Source organism: Streptomyces hazeniae (assembly GCF_031845485.1).
Classification (GTDB): Bacteria; Actinomycetota; Actinomycetes; order Streptomycetales; family Streptomycetaceae; genus Streptomyces; species Streptomyces hazeniae.
This window is the reverse complement of the sequence record NZ_JAVREQ010000001.1, coordinates 663,686-681,401: the sequence shown is the minus strand read 5'-3', so window position 1 is coordinate 681,401 and position 17,716 is coordinate 663,686. Positions and strand designations below refer to the sequence as shown.

Sequence of the window (17,716 nt, the reverse complement as noted above, 5' to 3'; positions counted from 1 at the left end):
GGCGAGGCGGGCGGCGGGCACGGGGAAACCCGGCCCGCGCACGGGCGTTCCCCCGCCCGTGCCGCCCGTGGAGCGGCGGCTCAGCCGAGCATGCCCTCGATGAGGTCGGCGGCCTGCGCGGCACCGCCCGCGGACCGGACCTCCTCGCGCAGCCGCGCCAGCCGGGCCGGCACCTCCGGGTCGGCGACGATCGCGGTCACCGCGTCCCGCAGCGCTTCGGCGGTGGCGTCCGCGGCCGGGACGTGGCGGGCCACGCCCAGTCCGACCAGCTGCTCGGTGTTGCTGAAGTGGTCGGCCCCCTGCGGCACGGCGACCATGGGCACCCCGTGGTACAGGGCCTCCGCGCAGCCGCCGGTCCCCGCGTGGGTGACGAACGCGTCGGCCTGCTCCAGCACCGCCAGCTGCGGCACCCAGGGATGCACCTCGACGTTCGCGGGGATGGGCCCGAGGTCCGCCTGGTCGACCTTCAGCCCGATCACGAGTACCACGTGCCAGCCCGGCAGGTCGCCGAAGGCCGCGAGGCACTGGCGGTAGAACTCCGGCTGGTCGGTGAAGGAGGACCCGAAGGAGATCAGCAGCACCTTCTCCGCGCCGTCCGGCCGCGTCCAGCTGCCCTGCGCCTCGCGTCCGCCGAGACACGGACCGACGAACGCCGCCCGCTCCGGGTCGAAGTCGTCGGCCCTCGGCTGGAGCACCTTCGCGCACAGGCTCACCAGCCGCGGCGCCCTGCCCGTGAACTCGCCCACGTCCGTGGTGACGGCGCCGTTCTCGGCCAGCCACTTGGCGAACCGCTCCTGGTACTCGGCCTCCCGCACCGCGTCCGTGCTCGGCGCGGGCTCCGGCTCCGCGTCCGCGTCGCTCCGGGGGGTGACGATGGTCGGCGAGAGGTGGGCGCACGGGCGGCCCTGCGACTCGGCCAGCAGGCGGCCGACGTAGGAGCCGGTGTCGTAGAGATAGACGTCGGCGGGGTCGTCGTCGTAGGCGGCCTTCAGCTGCGGCAGGGCCCGCATGTTGCCGTCGAGGAACACGTTGATCGCGGAGAGCGCGTCCTCGGCCCACTCGCCGCCCGCCTCCGGCAGCTCGCGGAGCACCGGCACGAACTCGCCGCCGGTGACCGTCGCCAGGTGGGCGACGGCCGGCTCGTTGGCGACGGTCACCCGGTGGCCGCGGGAGACCAGCTCGTGGATGACCTCGAGCATGGGCATGATGTGGCCGGGGTCCGGGTTGCCGATCACGGCGACGTGGGCGTTTCGACGAGTCAAGGGGAGATCACCCGTTCAACGTGGGTCGGTGTGGGCAGGGCGCGAACGAGGCCGTGCGGTCCGCCGCGGGTGCGGGCACGGGTCAGCATGGCGGCTCCGCGGGGCCGGACGGCGTGGTGCGGCCGGGGTCTGAGTGAACATCTAGAGGGCCCCTCAGGAGGACGGGGCGAGGACGGCGCCGAGCGCCTCGGTGACGGTGTCGACGGCCTCGTCCGACAGGTACGGCCCCACGGGCAGGCTCAGCACCTCCGCGGCGAGCCGTTCGGCACGGGGCAGCCCGCCGTCCGCTCCGAAGCCCTCCTCCGCGTAGGCCGGCGTGCGGTGCACGGCCACGGGATAGTGGACCCGCGTCTCCACCCCGGCGGCCGACAGGCGTGCCTGCACGGCGTCCCGGTCCGTGACGCGTACCACGTACTGGTGCCACGCGTGCTCGGCCCACGGTGCCACGTCCGGCGTGACGACCCCCGGAACACCGGCCAGCGCCGCCGTGTAGCGGCTCGCGACCCGGTTGCGCCGCGCGTTCCAGTCGTCCAGGTGGCGCAGCTTGACCCGCAGCGCCGCGGCCTGCACCTCGTCGAGCCGGGAGTTGGTGCCCTGCATCCGGTGGTCGTAGCCCTGCTGGGCGCCGTAGTTCCGGTGCAGCCGCAGCCGGTCGGCCAGTGCGGGGTCGTCCGTGACGACGGCGCCGCCGTCGCCCAGCGCTCCGAGGTTCTTGCCCGGGTAGAAGCTGAACGCGACGGCGTTGCCGCTGCCGACCCGGCGGCCGCGGTGGCGTGCGCCGTGGGCCTGAGCGGCGTCCTCGACGACGGCGAGGCCGTGCCGGGCGGCGAAGCGGCCGACGGCGTCGAGGTCGACCGGGTGCCCGTACAGGTGGACCGGTATCACCGCCCGGGTGCGAGCGGTCACCGCGGATTCGAGCTGCTCGGTGTCGAGCAGGAAGCCGTCCTCGGCGGGCTCGACGGGGACCGGGCGCGCACCTGTCGCGGACACCGCCAGCCAGGTGGCGATGAACGTGTGCGAGGGGACGAGCACGTCGTCGCCCGGGCCGACCCCGTGGGCCCGCAGGGCGAGTTCCAGGGCGGAGAGGCCGTTGCCGGTGCCGACGCAGTGGGCGTTCTCGCAGTAGGCCGCGAACTCCGCCTCGAAGGAGTCGAGTTCGGGCCCGAGCGTGTACCACCCCGAGCGGGTGGCGCGGAGGACCGCGGCGTCGATCTCCCCCTGGACGTCGTTCAGTTCGTGCAGCCGCCGGACCTCGAAGAACGGAACGCAGCTCACGGCTGCCTCCTGACGTCTTCCAGGAACGCCGCGTAGTCGCGGTAGTAGTCCGTCTCGTCGTAGTGCTCGGAGGCGAGGACCAGGCAGACGCTGTCGTCCGAGAAGTCGGTGATGTCGCGCCACACCATCGGACCCACGTACAGGCCGGTGCCCGGATCGTCCAGCCGGTACGCGCGCTGCCGGTGGCCGTCGTCCACCTTGACCGTGAAGCTGCCGTGCGCCGCGACGAAGAGCTGTTCCAGCGCGCGGTGCGCGTGGGCGCCGCGCGCGGTGCCGGTGCGCGTGTTATGCAGGTAGTAGATGCGCCGGATGGGGAACCCGGTGGTCCACTCCGACTCGACGATCGACAGGCTGCCGCGTTCGTCGTGGTGCTGCTCCAGCCCGATGAGCCGGCAGGGCTTGACCCTGCCGACGGGCGTGTCGGTGGTTCTGGCCACCATCACTCTCTCTCCTTGCCCCTGATGCTCCCCGGCGCTGCGCACCGGACGGTCCGACGCCCCGGCCGGCCGCCGTCCGCTACGTCGTGTGCTGCTTCACGCCCGTGCCGCGTGTCTTCGCGTGATCTCCGGGCCGTGCGCGACGGCGACGCGGACGACGTCGCAGATGATCTCGATGTCCTCGTCGCGGACCGCGGGACCGGTGGGGAGCGCGAGGAGACGCCGGCACAGGTACTCGGCACCCGGCAGGGTGGCCGGGGCGGCTCCGGCGTAGGGCTTCATCCGGTGCAGCGGCTCGGAGAAGTACGGCCGGGCCAGCACGTGCTCCGCGTGCAGCACCCGGAGCAGCAGGTCGCGGTCCAGTCCGGCCTGTTCCGGTTCGACGGTGACCATCATGTAGTGATGGCTGTTGCGGTGCCGGAGCCCGTAGTCGTACGGGGTCACGCCGGGCACGTCAGCCAGCGCACGCAGGTAGGTGCGGTGGTTCGCCCGGTTGTGGGCGATCGTCTCCTCCAGCGACTCCAGCGAGGTCAGGCCCATGGCGGCGGCCGCCTCGCTCATCTTGCCGTTGGTGCCGACCAGTCCCACCGTGCCGTCCGAGGTGAAGCCGAAGTTCCGTGCCTGGCGCAGCCGTTCGGCGAGGGCGTCGTCGTTGGTGACGACGGCGCCGCCTTCGAAGCTGTTGACGACCTTCGTGGCGTGGAAGCTGAAGACCTCCGCGTCCCCGAAGGCGCCGATCTGCGTGTCGTCGTGGGTGCAGCCCACCGCCGGTGCGGCGTCGAAGAACAGCCGCACCCCCGCCTCGGCCGCGATCTTCTCCAGCCGCGGCACGTCGCAGGCCTGGCCCCACAGGTGCACGCCCAGGATCGCGCGGGTGCGGGGGGAGAGCAGCTCCGGGATGCGGTCGGGGTCGATCAGACCCGTCACCGGGTCGACGTCGCAGAACACCGGCCGCAGTCCGCGCCACGCCACGGCGTGGGCGGTGGCGGGGAAGGTCAGCGCCGGGACGATCACCTCGTCGCCGGGTTCCGCACCGGTCCCCGGATCGCCGACGAGCATCTGCAGCGCCACGGTGGCGTTGCACATCGACACGCAGTGCCGGGTGCCGGCGAGTTCGGCGACGCGCTGCTCGAACTCCTCGCTCAGCGGCCCCATGTTGGACAGCCACTCGGTGTCCAGCGCACGGTTGAGCCGCTCCAGGAACCGCTCCCGGACGATCGGGTTCGGCCGGCCGACCCGGTGGTTCTGCTCGAACGCCCTGGCGCCGCCGAACAGCGCCAGATCGTCGATGCCACCCTTCACCTGCACCACGTCCCCGTTTCTCAGACCTGTCGCCGGTACGCGCGGAGCGCCAGCGGAGCGAACAGCAGGGTCAGCGCGACGGTCCAGCCGAGCGTCCACCACACCGAGTTGCCGAGCGGGGTGCCGGTCATGAGCCCGCGGATGGCGGTCGCGGCGTGCGTGATGGGGTTCACCTCGGCCCAGGCCTGGAGCCAGCCCGGCATCGTCATCGTCTTCACGAAGATGTTGCTGCCGAAGGTGAGCGGGAAGAGCAGTACGCCGCTGAACAGGTAGACCGTGGACGCGGACTTGGCCAGCAGGCCGACCAGCATCGACATCCACGCCATGCTGCTGGCGAAGACGAGGGCGAGCAGCAGCCCGAGCACCGTCCGCACGATGTCGGTCTTCACCTCGAAGCCCTGCATCGCGCCGACGATCAGCATCGCCAGCACGCCGGCCGTGACCCGCACCAGGGTGCCGAGCAGGTGGCCGACCAGCGGGGCGATGCGTGCGATCGGCAGACTGCGCAGCCGGTCGAACACGCCGTTGGTGATGTCCTGGTGGAGACCCGAGCCGGTGGCCAGCACCGCGAACACGGAGGCCTGCACGAGCAGGCCCGGGAGGGCGTACTGCAGGTACTGCTCGGAGCTGCCGGCGATGGCGCCGCCGAACACGTACACCAGCAGGCCGATGATCATCAGCGGCTGCACCAGCGCGAAACCGACGATCTCACCCGGGCTCGACTTCAGGTGCAGCAGGTTGCGGCCGCACAGGGTGAGGCAGTGCCGGACCGTCGCCAGGAGTCCGATCCGGTGGGTCTTCGTGACGTCGCCGACCGCGCTCATGCGTTCCCTCGATCCGTGGGCTGTTCGTCCCCGGCCTCCGCGGCCGCGGTCCGGGCTTCGGCCTCCGCCTTGCGGGCGGCCTTGCCGCGCGTCCCGGTCAGCGACAGGAACACCTCGTCCAGGCTGGGCTGGCGCAGGGCCAGCTCGCTGACCTCGATGCCGGCCTCGTCCATCCGGCGCATCACCATGCCGGGCAGCGCCGAGTCGTTGACCCGCACCAGCAGTCCGCGGCCCTCGACGACGGGTTCCGTCCCGCTGAGGTCCTCGACGATCTTCGCCGTCTCGGTGAGCCGCGTGTCGTCCGCCGGCACGATCTCCAGCGCCTGCCGGTCGATCTTCGCCTTGAGCTGCTCGGGGGTGCCGCGGGCGATGGTGACGCCCTCGTCGATCACCACGATGTCGTGGGCGAGCCGGTCGACCTCCTCCATGTACTGCGTGGTCAGCAGCACGGTGGAGCCGCGCGAGACGAGGTCGCGCACGATGTCCCACATCTCCAGGCGGCTCTCGGGGTCGAGCCCCGTGGTCGGCTCGTCGAGGTACAGCACCGACGGTTCGCCGACCAGGCTGACGGCCAGGTCCAGCCGGCGGCGCATGCCGCCCGAGTACGTGGACGCCTTCCGGCCGCCGGCGTCCGACAGCCGGAAGCGCTCCAGCAGTTCGGCCGCGCGCTTCTTCGCCGAGCTCCGCGAGTGGCCGAGCAGCCGGGCGACCAGGGTGAGGTTCTGGATGCCGGTGAGTCCCTTGTCGACCGACGCGTACTGGCCGGTGAGGCCGATGACGCGGCGCACCTCGTGCGGTTTGGACGCCACGTCGTAGCCGCAGACCCGGGCGCTGCCGCCGTCCGGGCGCGACAGGGAGGCCAGGATGCGCACCGCGGTGGTCTTGCCCGCGCCGTTCGGGCCGAGGACACCGAGCACGGTGCCTTCCCGGGCCTGCAGGTCGAGGCCGTTCAGGGCGGTGACCTTCCCGAACCGCTTGACCAGGCCGTGCGTCTCGATCGCGTAGGTCATGGCGTCTCCCCGTCCGACGCAGGCGCCGTGCGCCGGGTGCAGAACCTCATGAGATCTCCGTAGCTACTCGGCCGGCGTGGGGTGCCCACACGGGGGCGTCCACGGCCGGGGGGTCGTTCAGCCAGTCGTCGACCAGCAGGGCCGCCCGGGACGGGCCGCCCTCGGCCAGAAGGTGCATGCGCATGCGGGAGACGCGGCGCCGGATCTCCGGGTCCGTCGTCACCTGCTCCACCGCGGCCCTCAGCGAGTCCGCCGTGACGTCCTCGGGGAGCAGCGTGCGGCCGATGCCGAGCTGCTCGACCATGCGGCCGCTGACCTTCTCCTCGGGCGAGTACGGGACGATCACCAGCGGCTTGTCGAAGTACAGCGCGAGCAGCATGGTGCTCATCCCGGCGTGGCACACCACGGCGTCGACGTTCGGGACGACGGTGTGGAACGGAATCCACTCGTGCAGTTCGACGTGGCCGCCCGCGGGCGGGTCCTCGGGCAGGCTCTCCCTGCCCAGGGCCAGCACCGTGTGCCATCCGCCGTCGGCGAAGGCCGTGTCGCACATCCGGAAGAACTCGGGGTGGTCGTTCACCTCGGTGCCGAGGGTGATCAGCACGGACCGTTCCGCCTCCGCCGGCGGGGTCCAGGTGCCGCTGCCGGGCACCTCCTGCGCGAGGCTGTGACCGACGAAGGCGTACCGGTCGTCGAAGGTCTCGCCGTGCGGCTGGAACCACCGCGGCATCAGCACGAGGTTGCGGTCGTCGTAGTTGGTGAGGAACGGCATCAGCGCGTCCGGGCTCTCGCCCTTCGCCTCGAGGTACTCGCCCACCAGCTCGATGCAGCGCCCGATGTTGTCGCCGGCGCCGTCGAAGACCTCCAGGGCCAGCGAGTAGGTCTCGTTGGTGGCGGCGTAGGCGTACATCTGGACGGTGGGCCGGTTCCAGGCCAGCGCGGCGTTGCGCGCGGTGAAGAAGCTCTCCAGGTCGTACAGGATCAGGTCGGGTACGTCGTCGGCGAAGGCCTCCAGCGTCCGGGGCAGGACGACGTCCATGCACTCGCGCAGGAAGCTCAGCCCCAGGCTGCCGATGTCCTCGCCGGTCACCGCGCCGCTGCCGAGCCGGGCGCGCTGCGTGGGATAGGACACCACCCGGGCGCCGGTGGCCGCGGCCTGGTCGGCCAGGTGCTCGTCCAGCACGTACGTCACCCGGTGGCCCAGGGCGAGCAGGGTGCGCGTCAGCTCCAGCGTCGGGTTGACGTGTCCGTAGCCCGGGAAGACGAAGACCGCCACGTGCCGCATCGTGCCGCCCCCGCCGGTCATCGCAGGGCCGCTGAGGGGGCGCCGAGCCGTTCGCCGATGACGCGCAGCACGTCGGCGGAGTGCTCCATCAGGTAGAAGTGGCCGCCGGGATAGGTCCTCAGGTCGAAGGCGCCCTCGGTGTGGCCCGCCCAGGCCTCGACCTCCTCGTGGCTGGCCTTCGGGTCCGACTCGCCCGTCAGCGCCGTGATCGGCGCCTTGACCCGCACGTCCGGGGCGCAGGTGTAGGTCTCGGCGGCGCGGTAGTCGTTGCGGATGGCCGGCAACACCATGCGCAGCAGCTCCTCGTCGCCGAAGACCCGCTGGTCGGTGCCGCTGAGCGTGCGCAGCTCGGCGATGACGCCGTCGTCGTCCCGCTGGTGCACCTGCTCGTCGCGGTGCGTGGAGGGGGCCCGGCGGCCGGAGGCGAAGATCCGCAGCGGGTCGCTGCCGCTGCTTTCCAGCCGCCGCGCGACCTCGAAGGCGAGAGTGGCGCCCATGCTGTGCCCGAAGAGGGCGAACGGCCGGTCCACGGCCTCCCGCACGGCCGCGGCGACGCCGTCCGCGAGGTCCTCGATGGTCTCCAGCATCGGCTCGCGCCGACGGTCCTGGCGGCCGGGATACTGGACCGCGAGCACCTCGATCTGCGGACTCAGCGCCTGCGCCACCGGTCGGTAGAAGGGCGCCGACCCGCCCGCGTGCGGCAGACAGATCAGCTGGACGGCAGCCTCGTCGCTCGGGAAGAAGCGCCGAATCCACGTGGCGGTGTCGTTCATCCTTGCCTCTCTGGTCGCGGGCACGGCCAGCATGTCGGCTCTGACGTGCCACGAGGCGGGCCGCCGGCGGGGATCTGAGTGAACCCCTAGAGAGCCACTTGCCCTCCTAGGACCCTTCTGCGGGGCGTGGTCGTCTGGGACGGACGCCACGGACTGAAAGCCGGTCGCACGGGCCACGTCCCCCGGCCGGAACGGAGCGATCCGTCGACCTCACGAACCGGAGAGAGACTCCCATGCCGCCAACCACCGGACCCGGCGTTCTCCGTCAGGAAGACCCCCGGCTGACCGAGCGACTCGCGCAGTCGGCGCGCGCGGTCGACGGCGTCGCCACCGGCGCGGAGGAGTTCGCGAAGTGGTTCGCCGACCGGTGTGCGAGCCAGTCGCAGGACGTCACACCGATCCCGTTCCGGTCCATGCGCAACTGGACCTTCGCCTCCGGCACCGGGAACCTGGTGCACGACAGCGGCCGGTTCTTCACCGTCGCCGGCCTGGACGTGCGGGTCGACCGCGGGCCGGTCCGCGAGTGGTCGCAGCCGATCATCCTCCAGCAGGAGATCGGTCTGCTCGGCATCGCCGTCCGCGAGATCGACGGCGTGCTGCACCTGCTGATGCAGGCGAAGACCGAGCCCGGCAACCCCAACGGCGTGCAGCTGTCGCCGACCGTGCAGGCGACCAAGAGCAACTACACGGGCGTGCACCGCGGCCGGGGTGTGCCGTACATCGAGCACTTCCGGGACGCCGAGCCGCACCGGGTCGTCGCCGACGTCCTCCAGTCCGAGCACGGAGCCTGGTTCTACCGCAAGCGGAACCGGAACATGGTGATCGAGGTCGGCCCCGAGGTGGAGGCCGGCGAGGACTTCTGCTGGCTGACCCTCGGGCAGGTGCAGGAGCAGCTGCGGATCGACCACCGGGTCAACATGGACGCCCGCACCGTGCTGTCCTGCCTGCCCGGCGCCGAGCCGGCCGGTGGCGTGCACACCGGCACCGAACTGCTGAACTGGATCACCACGCACCAGGCCATGCCGGACGTGGAGACCGAGGTCGTGGGCCTGGCCGGGCTGCCCGGCTGGCGGCGCACCGAGGACGCCGTGTCGCACGAGAGCGGCGCCTTCTTCAGCGTCCGCGCGGTGGACGTGGTGGCCAACAGCCGCGAGGTGAGCGGCTGGAGCCAGCCCCTGATCGAGCCGCACGGCCTCGGTGTCGTCTCGCTGGTCGTCAAGCGTTTCGACGGGGTCCTGCACGCGCTGCTGCGGGCCCGCATCGAGCCCGGGTACATCGACGCCATCGAACTCGCCCCCACGGTGCAGGGCACCCCGGAGAACTACGCCGGCCTCCCGGACGAGGAGCGGCAGCCGTTCGCGGACGTGGAGCGGCACCTGGCGCAGGACACGGTGCTGTTCGACGCCGAGATGTCCGAGGAGGGCGGGCGGTTCTACCACTCGCGCAGCCGCTACACGATCGTCGAGGTCGGTGCGGACTACCCCGACCAGGAGCCGCCCGGATTCCGGTGGGTGACCGTTCCCCAGCTCAGCTGGCTGCTCCAGCACCGGCACTACCTCAACGTGCAGGCCCGGAGCCTCGTCGCGTGCCTGCGGGCCGTCGCCGGCTGACCCGGCCCCCGGACGGACGGCGAGGGGCGTTCCGAGCGGCCCTCGCGGCCGGCGCCCCTTTCCGAGCGGTTCGGACACACAAGATCGCTTCAGTAGGCGGGAGCAGTACGATCCATGGACGAAACGAGAGTCGCGCACTCCCACACCCCGTCCCCGTCGGCGAACGGCCGCCGGGACGAGCCCGTCGCGATCGTCGGACTGTCCTGCCGGCTCCCCGGAGCGCCTGACGCCGACGCCTTCTGGCGGCTGCTGAGCGACGGAGAGTGTGCCGTCACCGAGGTGCCCGCCGGACGCGAAGGGGCCGGTGGGCGCTGGGGCGCGTTCCTCGACGACGTCGACACCTTCGACGCCGCGTTCTTCGGTATCACCCCGCGCGAAGCGGCCGTGCTCGACCCGCAGCAGCGGCTGATGCTCGAACTCGCCTGGACCGCGCTGGAGGACGCCCGCACCCTCCCCGCCACCTTGCGCGACAGCGCCACCGGCGTGTTCGTCGGTGCCATGCGCGACGACTACGCGACACTGCTCGGCCGTGCCGGAGCGGGCGCGGCCAACCACCACGCCATGACGGGCGTCAGCCGCGGCCTGATCGCCAACCGCGTCTCCCACTTCCTCGGCCTGCGCGGGCCCAGCATGGTCGTCGACGCCGGGCAGGCGTCCTCGCTGGTCGCCGTGCACAGCGCGGTGCGCAGCCTCCAGCGCGGCGAGAGCCGGCTGGCCGTCGCGGGCGGCGTCAACCTCAACCTGGCCGCCGAGACCGCCTCCGTCGCCGAGGAGTTCGGCGGACTGTCCCCCGACGGCCGCTGCCACACCTTCGACGCCCGCGCCAACGGCTTCGTCCGGGGCGAGGGCGGCGTCGCCCTGGTGCTGAAGCCGCTGTCCGACGCGGTCGCCGCGGGCGACCGCGTCCACGGCGTGATCCGCGGCGGTGCGGTCAACAACGACGGCGCCACCGACGGCCTCACCGTCCCCAGCCGGCAGGCGCAGGCGGACGTGCTGCGGGAGGCGTACGCCTCCGCCGGGCTGCCGCCCGCCGCCGCCCAGTACGTCGAACTGCACGGCACCGGCACGCCCGTCGGCGACCCGATCGAGGCCGCCGCGCTCGGCGAGGTGCTGGGCGGCGCCCGCGACGCCGCGCACCCGCTGCTGGTCGGCTCGGTGAAGACCAACCTCGGCCACCTGGAGAGCGCCGCCGGCGTCACCGGTCTGCTCAAGGTGCTGCTGGCCATGCGCCACGGACGTCTTCCCGCCAGCCTCCACTTCGAGGCCCCCCACCCCGACGTGCCGCTGGACGCACTGCACCTGCGGGTCGTGGACCGCGGGACCGCCTGGCCGGAGACGGACCGGCCCCGGATCGCAGGCGTCAGCGCCTTCGGCATGGGCGGCACCAACTGCCACCTGGTGCTCTCCGAGGCCCCCGAGACCGTTCCCGACGCCCCGCCGAGCGGTGCACCGGCCGTCGTGCCCGCCGTGGTGCCGTGGGTGCTGTCCGGGCGCGGCGCCGCCGCGTTGCGCGGCCAGGCCGCCGCGCTGCGCCCGCTCGCCGCGGGCGGCACGGACCCGGTGGAGGCGGGCTGGTCGCTGGCCACCACCCGCACCGCGTTCGGCCACCGCGCCGTGGTGACCGGCGACCACGCCGCCGGACTGGCCGCCCTGACCGGCGGCGACCCGGCCGCGCACGTCGTCTCGGGCGTCGCGGGCCCCGTCCGCAGGACCGCGTTCGTCTTTCCCGGGCAGGGCGCCCAGTGGGCCGGCATGGGCCGCGAACTGCTGGCCTCCTCCCCGGCGTTCGCCCGCCGCGTCGCCGACTGCGAGCGCGCGATGGCGGGCCTGGTCGACTGGTCCGTCACCGACGTGCTGCGCGGCGACCCCGGCGCCCCCTCGCTGGACCGTGTGGACGTCGTCCAGCCCGCCTCCTTCGTGATGATGGTGTCCCTCGCCGCCCTGTGGCGGTCCCACGGCGTCGAGCCGGCGGCCGTGGTCGGCCACTCACAGGGCGAGATCGCCGCCGCCTGCGTCGCCGGGGTGCTGTCCCTTCGGGACGCGGCCCGCGTGGTGTGCCTGCGCAGCAGGGCCATCGCCGAACTCGCCGCCGGACACGGGGCGATGGCCTCCCTCGCGCTGCCCGCCGACGAGGCCGAAACGCTGATCGAGCCCTGGTCCGGCCGCGTGTCGGTCGCCGTGGTCAACGGCCCCTCCCAGGTGGTCGTCTCCGGCGAGCCGCAGGCCGTGGAGCAGATCGTCGCCCGCTGCGAGGAGCGCGAGGTGCGGGCCCGCCGCATCGCCGTGGACTACGCCTCGCACTCCCCGGCGATGGACGTACTGCGCGAACGGCTGGCCGAGGCCCTGCACGGCATCACCCCGCAGGCCGGCGACATCCCGCTGATGTCGTCCGTCACCGGCGACTGGGCCGACCCGGCGGCCATGGACGCCGGCTACTGGTTCACCAACCTGCGCGAGCGGGTGCGGTTCGCCGACGCCGTACGCCGCCTCGCCGCGGACGGCTACGGCGTGTTCGTCGAGTCGTCCCCGCACCCGGTGCTGGCCGCCGCCGTGGAGGCCACCCTGGAGGCGTCCGGCGACGCCCCGGACGTCGTCACCGGGTCGCTGCGCCGCGACGACGGCGGCGCCGACCGGTTCACCGAAGGGCTCGCCGAGCTGTGGGTGCGGGGCGTCGAGGCCGACTGGACCGCCGCGTTCACCGGCGCCCGCACCCGGGTCGTGGACCTGCCCGGCTACGCGTTCCAGCGTCGCCGCCACTGGTTCGACACCGTCGCCTCCGAGGGCGACGACCAGGCGCTGAGCGCCGCCCTGGCGTCCCTCGCCGAGGCCGAGCCCGGCGAACGTCCGCGCCTGCTGCTGGACCTGGTGCGCGCGCACGCCGCCGCCGTCCTCGGCCACGGCGATCCGTCCGCCGTCGCCCCGCGCACGACCTTCCGCGACGCCGGGTTCGACTCGCAGTCCTCGGTGCGGCTGCGCAACCGGCTCTGCGACGCCCTCGGCCTCACGCTCCCGAGCACCGTGCTGTTCGACCACCCCACGCCCGTCCGGCTCGCCGACCGGCTGACCGCGCTGCTGCCGGACCGCATCGCCGCGCCGCGCAGCCTCGCCCCGGCGGCCCCGGCTCCCGTGGCCGGGGGTTCCCCGGAGGACGACCCGATCGCCGTCGTCGGCATGGGCTGCCGCCTCCCCGGCGGCGTGCGCAGCCCCGAGGACCTGTGGGAGCTGCTGCTGGCCGGCACCGACGCGGTCTCGGCCTTCCCCACCGACCGGGGCTGGGACCTGGAGCGACTGCTCGGCGACCCGGACCGGCCCGGCGGCTCCACCGTCGCCCAGGGCGGGTTCCTCCACGACGCGGGCGACTTCGACGCCGAGTTCTTCGGTATCAGCCCCCGCGAGGCACTCGCCATGGACCCGCAGCAGCGCCTGCTGCTGGAGACCTCCTGGGAGGCGCTGGAACGCGCCGGCATCGACCCGACCGCCCTGGCGGGCACCCGCACCGGCGTGTTCGTCGGCGCCATGGCGCAGGAGTACGGCCCGCGGCTGCACGAGGCGTCCGACGGCGTCGAGGGCTACGCCCTGACCGGCACCACCAACAGCGCGCTGTCCGGCCGCATCGCGTACGTGCTCGGCCTCCAGGGGCCCGCCCTGACCGTGGACACGGCCTGTTCCGCCTCGCTGGTCGCGCTGCACCTGGCCGTGCGGTCGCTCCGCAGCGGCGAGTGCTCGCTGGCGCTGGCCGGCGCCGCCACCGTGATGGCCCGGCCCGGAATCTTCGTCGAGTTCAGCAGGCAGCGCGGCCTCGCCCCCGACGGCCGCTGCAAGGCCTTCTCCGACGACGCGGACGGCACCGGCTGGGCCGAGGGCGCCGGAAGCCTGGTGCTGGAACGTCTCTCCGACGCCCGCCGCAACGGCCACCGGGTGCTGGCCGTCCTCTCCGGCACCGCCGTCAACTCCGACGGCGCGTCCAACGGCCTGACCGCACCCAACGGCCCGTCCCAGCAGCTCGTGATCCGGCAGGCGCTCGCCGACGCCGGCGTGCGGCCCGCCGACGTCGACGCCGTCGAGGCCCACGGCACCGGCACCACCCTCGGCGACCCGATCGAGGCGACCTCGCTGATCGAGGTGTACGGCGAGGGCCGGGATGCCGAACGCCCGCTGTGGCTGGGCTCGTTGAAGTCCAACATCGGCCACACCCAGGCCGCCGCCGGGCTGGCCGGCGTGATGAAGACCGTGCTGGCCCTCCAGCACGGCCTGCTGCCGCGCACCCTCCACGCCGCCACGCCGACCGGCCACGTCGACTGGTCGGGCGGCGGCGTGCGGCTGCTCAGCGAAGCCGTGCCGTGGGCCCGGAACGGCGCGCCGCGCCGCGCAGGAGTGTCCGCGTTCGGCGTCAGTGGCACCAACGCGCACGTCGTCGTCACCGAGGCGCCCCGCGAGGACGCACCCGCACCGGTGCGCGAGGACGCACCCGCCGCCGCGCCCGAGGAGCACGGCGCGCCGCTGCCCTACGTGCTCTCCGCCCGCACCCCCGCCGCGCTGCGCGAGCAGGCCCGCCGCCTGCGCGCCGCGCTCCACCGCGACGCGGACCTCCGCCCGGCCGACGTGGCCCACGCGCTGGCCACCACCCGGGCCCACCTCCCGCACCGCGCGGCGGTCGTCGCCGACGGCCGTCCCGCTCTGGACGAAGCCCTGGCCGCCCTCGCCGACCCCGGCGAGGCCGCCGGCCCGGTGCGCGGCGTCCCCGCGGGCGACGACCGCCCGGTGTTCGTCTTCCCCGGCCAGGGCGGTCAGTGGGAGGGCATGGCCACCGAACTCCTCGACACCTCGCCGGTGTTCGCCGCCCGCATGGCCGAGTGCGAGGCGGCGATCGGCGCGTTCGCCGACTGGTCGCTGACCGACGTGCTGCGCGGCGCCGACGGAGCCCCGTCGCTGGACCGCGTCGACGTCGTGCAGCCCGCGCTCTTCGCGGTCATGGTGTCCGTCTCCGAGCTGTGGCGGTCCTACGGCATCGAGCCCGCGGCGGTGGTCGGCCACTCGCAGGGCGAGATCGCCGCCGCCTGCGTCGCGGGCGCCCTGTCGCTGCGCGACGCCGCGCGCGTGGTGTGCCTGCGCAGCCGCGCCATCCTCCGCCTGGCCGGACAGGGCACCATGGCGTCGGTCTCCCTGCCCGCCGCACGGGTCGAGGAGATGATCGCGCCCTGGGGCGACCGCATCTCCGTCGCCGCCCACAACGGCCCGTCCACCGTCGTGGTCTCCGGCGAGTCCGACGCCGTCGCCGATCTGCTCGCCGCGTGCGAACGCCAGCAGATCCACGCCCGCGGCATCCCCGTCGACTACGCCTCGCACTCCGCCCACATCGCGTCGATCCGCGACGAACTGGCCGGCCTGCTCGCCCCCGTCGAACCCCGCACGAGCCGCGTGCCGTTCTACTCCACCGTCACCGCGAGCGTCCTGGACGGCACCGAACTGACCGGCGCCTACTGGTACCGCAACCTGCGCGGCACCGTCCGCTTCGAGGAGACCACCCGGCTGCTCGCGGAGCACGGGCACCGCGTCTTCGTCGAGACCGGCCCGCACCCGACGCTGGGCATCGCCGTGCAGCAGACGCTGGAGGCCGCCGACGTCACCGACGGCGCCACCTTCGGCTCGCTGCGCCGCGACGAGGGCGGCCTCGACCGTTTCCTCACCGCCCTGGCCGCGGCCCACTGCCACGGGCTCGCACCCGACTGGTCCGCCGTCTTCGCCGGACTCACGCCCGCCCGCGTCGACCTGCCCACCTATCCCTTCGAGCGGCGCCGCTACTGGTGGACGCCGCCCGCGCCCTCCGCCGAACGCGCCCCGGAGGCGCAGCCGTCCGGCGTGGCCGCCTGGCGGTACGACGTCGCCTGGCGGCCCGTGCCCGACGCCGGCCCGCAGGTGCTCTCCGGCACCTGGCTGGTCGTCGGTGGCACGACGGACACCGCCACCCGTGACGCCGTGTGCGCGGCCCTCCGCGACGCCGGCGCCGACCTCGTCCACCACGCCCCCGAGGCGGGTGCCGGGCCGGACGGCGACGCGCTGCGCACCGCACTGGCCGGAGGCGAGGTCACCGGCGGCGTGCTCTCCCTGCTCGCCCTCGACGCCGACGGCCCGTCCGCCCAGGTCGCCGCCGTCGCCGGACTGCTGCGCGCCCTGGACGACGCGGGCGTCACCGCCCCGCTGTGGTGCGCCACCCGCGGCGCCGTCGCCACCGGCCCGTCCGACGCCGCGCCCGACGCCGCGCAGGCCGCCGTCTGGGGCGCGGGACGCGCCGCCGCCCTGGAACACCCCCGCGCGTGGGGCGGCCTGATCGACCTGCCTGCCGCCCGGGACGGTCGCACCGCCGAACGGCTCACCGCCGTACTGGCCGGTGCCCACGGCGAGGACCAGGCCGCGATCCGCCCCGCCGGCGTCGTCGCCCGCCGCCTCGTCCGCGCCACCCGCCGCCCGGCCGACGGCACCTGGACCGCACGCGGCACGGTGCTGGTCACCGGCGGCACCGGCTCGCTCGGCCTCCGCCTCGCCCGGTGGCTGGCCGAACGCGGCGCCGCACGCGTCCTGCTGACCAGCCGCCGCGGCGCAACGGAGGAGTCAGCCGCACTGGCCGACGAACTCCGCGGCACCGGAACCGAGATCACCGCCGTCGCCTGCGACACCACCGACCGCGACGCCCTGGCAGCCCTGCTGGACGGCATCGGCGACGACCGGCCGCTGACCGCCGTCTTCCACGCCGCCGGCGCCGTCGCACTCGGCCCGCTCCGTGAAGCCGGGCCCGACGAACTGGCCACCGTCCTCAGCGCCAAGGTGGACGGCGCGCTGCTCCTCGACGAACTCCTCACCGGCACGCCGCTCGACGCGTTCGTGCTGTTCTCCTCCATCTCCGGCACCTGGGGCGTCGCCGACCACGGCGCCTACGGCGCCGCCAACGCCTGCCTGGACGCCCTGGCCGTACGCCGCCGTGCCCGCGGCGAGGCCGCCACCTCGATCGCCTGGGGCCCGTGGGGCGGCGGGGGCATGATCGACGAGAGCCTGTTCTCCGGCCTGGCCGCCACCGGCCTGCCCGTCCTCGACCCCGAACCCGCCCTGGACGCCCTGCAACTCGTCCTCGACCACGACGAGACGGCCCTGGCCGTCGCCGACGTCGACTGGGACCGCTTCGGGCCGGTCTTCACCACCTCCCGGCCCAGCCCGCTGCTGCGCGAACTCGTCACCGCCCCCGCGCCGGACGCGACCGCGGCCGACGAGACCGCCACCGCGCTGCGCACCCGGCTCGACGGTCTCGACGAGGACGAGCAGCGCGCGACCGTGCTGCACCTGGTGGGCGAGCACACCGCCGCCGTCCTCGGTCACCGCGACGCCGCCGCGATCGACGTGGACCGCGCCTTCAAGGACGCCGGCTTCGACTCGCTCACCGCCGTCGAACTGCGCAACCGGCTCGCCGAGGCCACCGAACTGCGCCTGCCCACCACCCTGGTCTTCGACCACCCCAACCCCGCGCTGCTCGCCGACCACCTGTGGCGGCAGACCTGCGACACCCCCGCAGCGGACCCGCAGGCCGGCGGCGCCCCGGCGTCCGTCTCCGGCGAACCCCTCGCGATCGTCGGCATGGCCTGCCGCCTGCCCGGCGGCATCACCGGCCCGGACGACCTGTGGCGGCTGCTCAGCGACGGCCGCGAAGGCGTCGGCGGCCTGCCCGGCGACCGCGGCTGGGACGTCGACGCGCTCTACGACCCCGACCCCGACCGGCACGGCACCAGCTACGTCCGCAACGGCGGGTTCCTGCCGCGCGCCGGGGACTTCGACCACGACTTCTTCGGCGTCTCCGGCCGCGAGGCGCTGGCGATGGACCCGCAGCAGCGCCTGCTGATGGAGACCACCTGGGAGGCGTTCGAGAACGCCGGCATCGTGCCCGCCGATCTC

The 17,716-nt window shown here is 74.1% G+C and carries 10 protein-coding genes (1 of these 10 only partly in view); 2 read left to right on the top strand and 8 right to left on the bottom strand.

Annotation, left to right across the window (positions count from 1 at the left end; all coding sequences use genetic code 11):
- Positions 1 to 80: 80 nt before the first annotated feature.
- The 8 genes from RM572_RS02775 to RM572_RS02740 all read right to left on the bottom strand — a co-directional run bounded on the left by RM572_RS02775 (position 81) and on the right by RM572_RS02740 (position 8,168).
- Complete coding sequence (locus RM572_RS02775) at positions 81 to 1,262, bottom strand: macrolide family glycosyltransferase (protein ID WP_311671628.1); 1,182 nt, start codon at positions 1,260 to 1,262, stop codon at positions 81 to 83.
- 153 nt (positions 1,263 to 1,415) lie between these two features.
- On the bottom strand, positions 1,416 to 2,537 hold the full coding sequence (locus RM572_RS02770) for a DegT/DnrJ/EryC1/StrS family aminotransferase (RefSeq protein WP_311671627.1): 1,122 nt from the start codon (positions 2,535 to 2,537) through the stop codon (positions 1,416 to 1,418).
- Complete coding sequence (locus tag RM572_RS02765) at positions 2,534 to 2,977, bottom strand: sugar 3,4-ketoisomerase (protein ID WP_311671626.1); 444 nt, start codon at positions 2,975 to 2,977, stop codon at positions 2,534 to 2,536. Before RM572_RS02765 ends, RM572_RS02770 begins: the two co-directional genes overlap by 4 nt.
- 93 nt (positions 2,978 to 3,070) lie before the next feature.
- A complete protein-coding gene (locus RM572_RS02760; RefSeq protein WP_311671625.1) occupies positions 3,071 to 4,285 on the bottom strand; it encodes an aminotransferase class I/II-fold pyridoxal phosphate-dependent enzyme in 1,215 nt (404 codons plus the stop codon).
- 11 nt (positions 4,286 to 4,296) lie between these two features.
- Entirely contained in the window at positions 4,297 to 5,100 is an 804-nt protein-coding gene (locus RM572_RS02755; protein WP_311671624.1) for an ABC transporter permease, read from the bottom strand.
- Positions 5,097 to 6,110: an ATP-binding cassette domain-containing protein gene (locus RM572_RS02750; RefSeq protein ID WP_311671623.1), complete on the bottom strand. Its 1,014-nt coding sequence runs from the start codon at positions 6,108 to 6,110 to the stop codon at positions 5,097 to 5,099. The genes RM572_RS02755 and RM572_RS02750 overlap by 4 nt, the downstream gene beginning before the upstream one ends.
- A 46-nt stretch (positions 6,111 to 6,156) precedes the next feature.
- The gene (locus RM572_RS02745) at positions 6,157 to 7,395 is read right to left on the bottom strand and encodes a macrolide family glycosyltransferase (RefSeq protein WP_311671823.1); all 1,239 of its coding nucleotides are present in this window, start codon (positions 7,393 to 7,395) and stop codon (positions 6,157 to 6,159) included.
- 17 nt (positions 7,396 to 7,412) lie between these two features.
- Positions 7,413 to 8,168, bottom strand: coding sequence for a thioesterase II family protein (locus RM572_RS02740; protein WP_311671622.1), 756 nt, complete (start codon positions 8,166 to 8,168; stop codon positions 7,413 to 7,415).
- Between the two features lie 233 nt (positions 8,169 to 8,401).
- Here RM572_RS02740 and RM572_RS02735 point away from each other — a divergent pair, with 233 nt between their 5' ends.
- Both RM572_RS02735 and RM572_RS02730 read left to right on the top strand, forming a co-directional pair.
- Complete coding sequence (locus tag RM572_RS02735; RefSeq protein ID WP_027764837.1) at positions 8,402 to 9,778, top strand: NDP-hexose 2,3-dehydratase family protein; 1,377 nt, start codon at positions 8,402 to 8,404, stop codon at positions 9,776 to 9,778.
- Between the two features lie 114 nt (positions 9,779 to 9,892).
- A protein-coding gene (locus RM572_RS02730; RefSeq protein ID WP_311671621.1) for an SDR family NAD(P)-dependent oxidoreductase crosses the window boundary here: on the top strand, positions 9,893 to 17,716 show its 5' portion. Its footprint extends 4,299 nt past the window's final position; 7,824 of the gene's 12,123 nt are visible here — the first part of the coding sequence; the start codon lies at positions 9,893 to 9,895; its stop codon lies beyond the right edge, outside the window.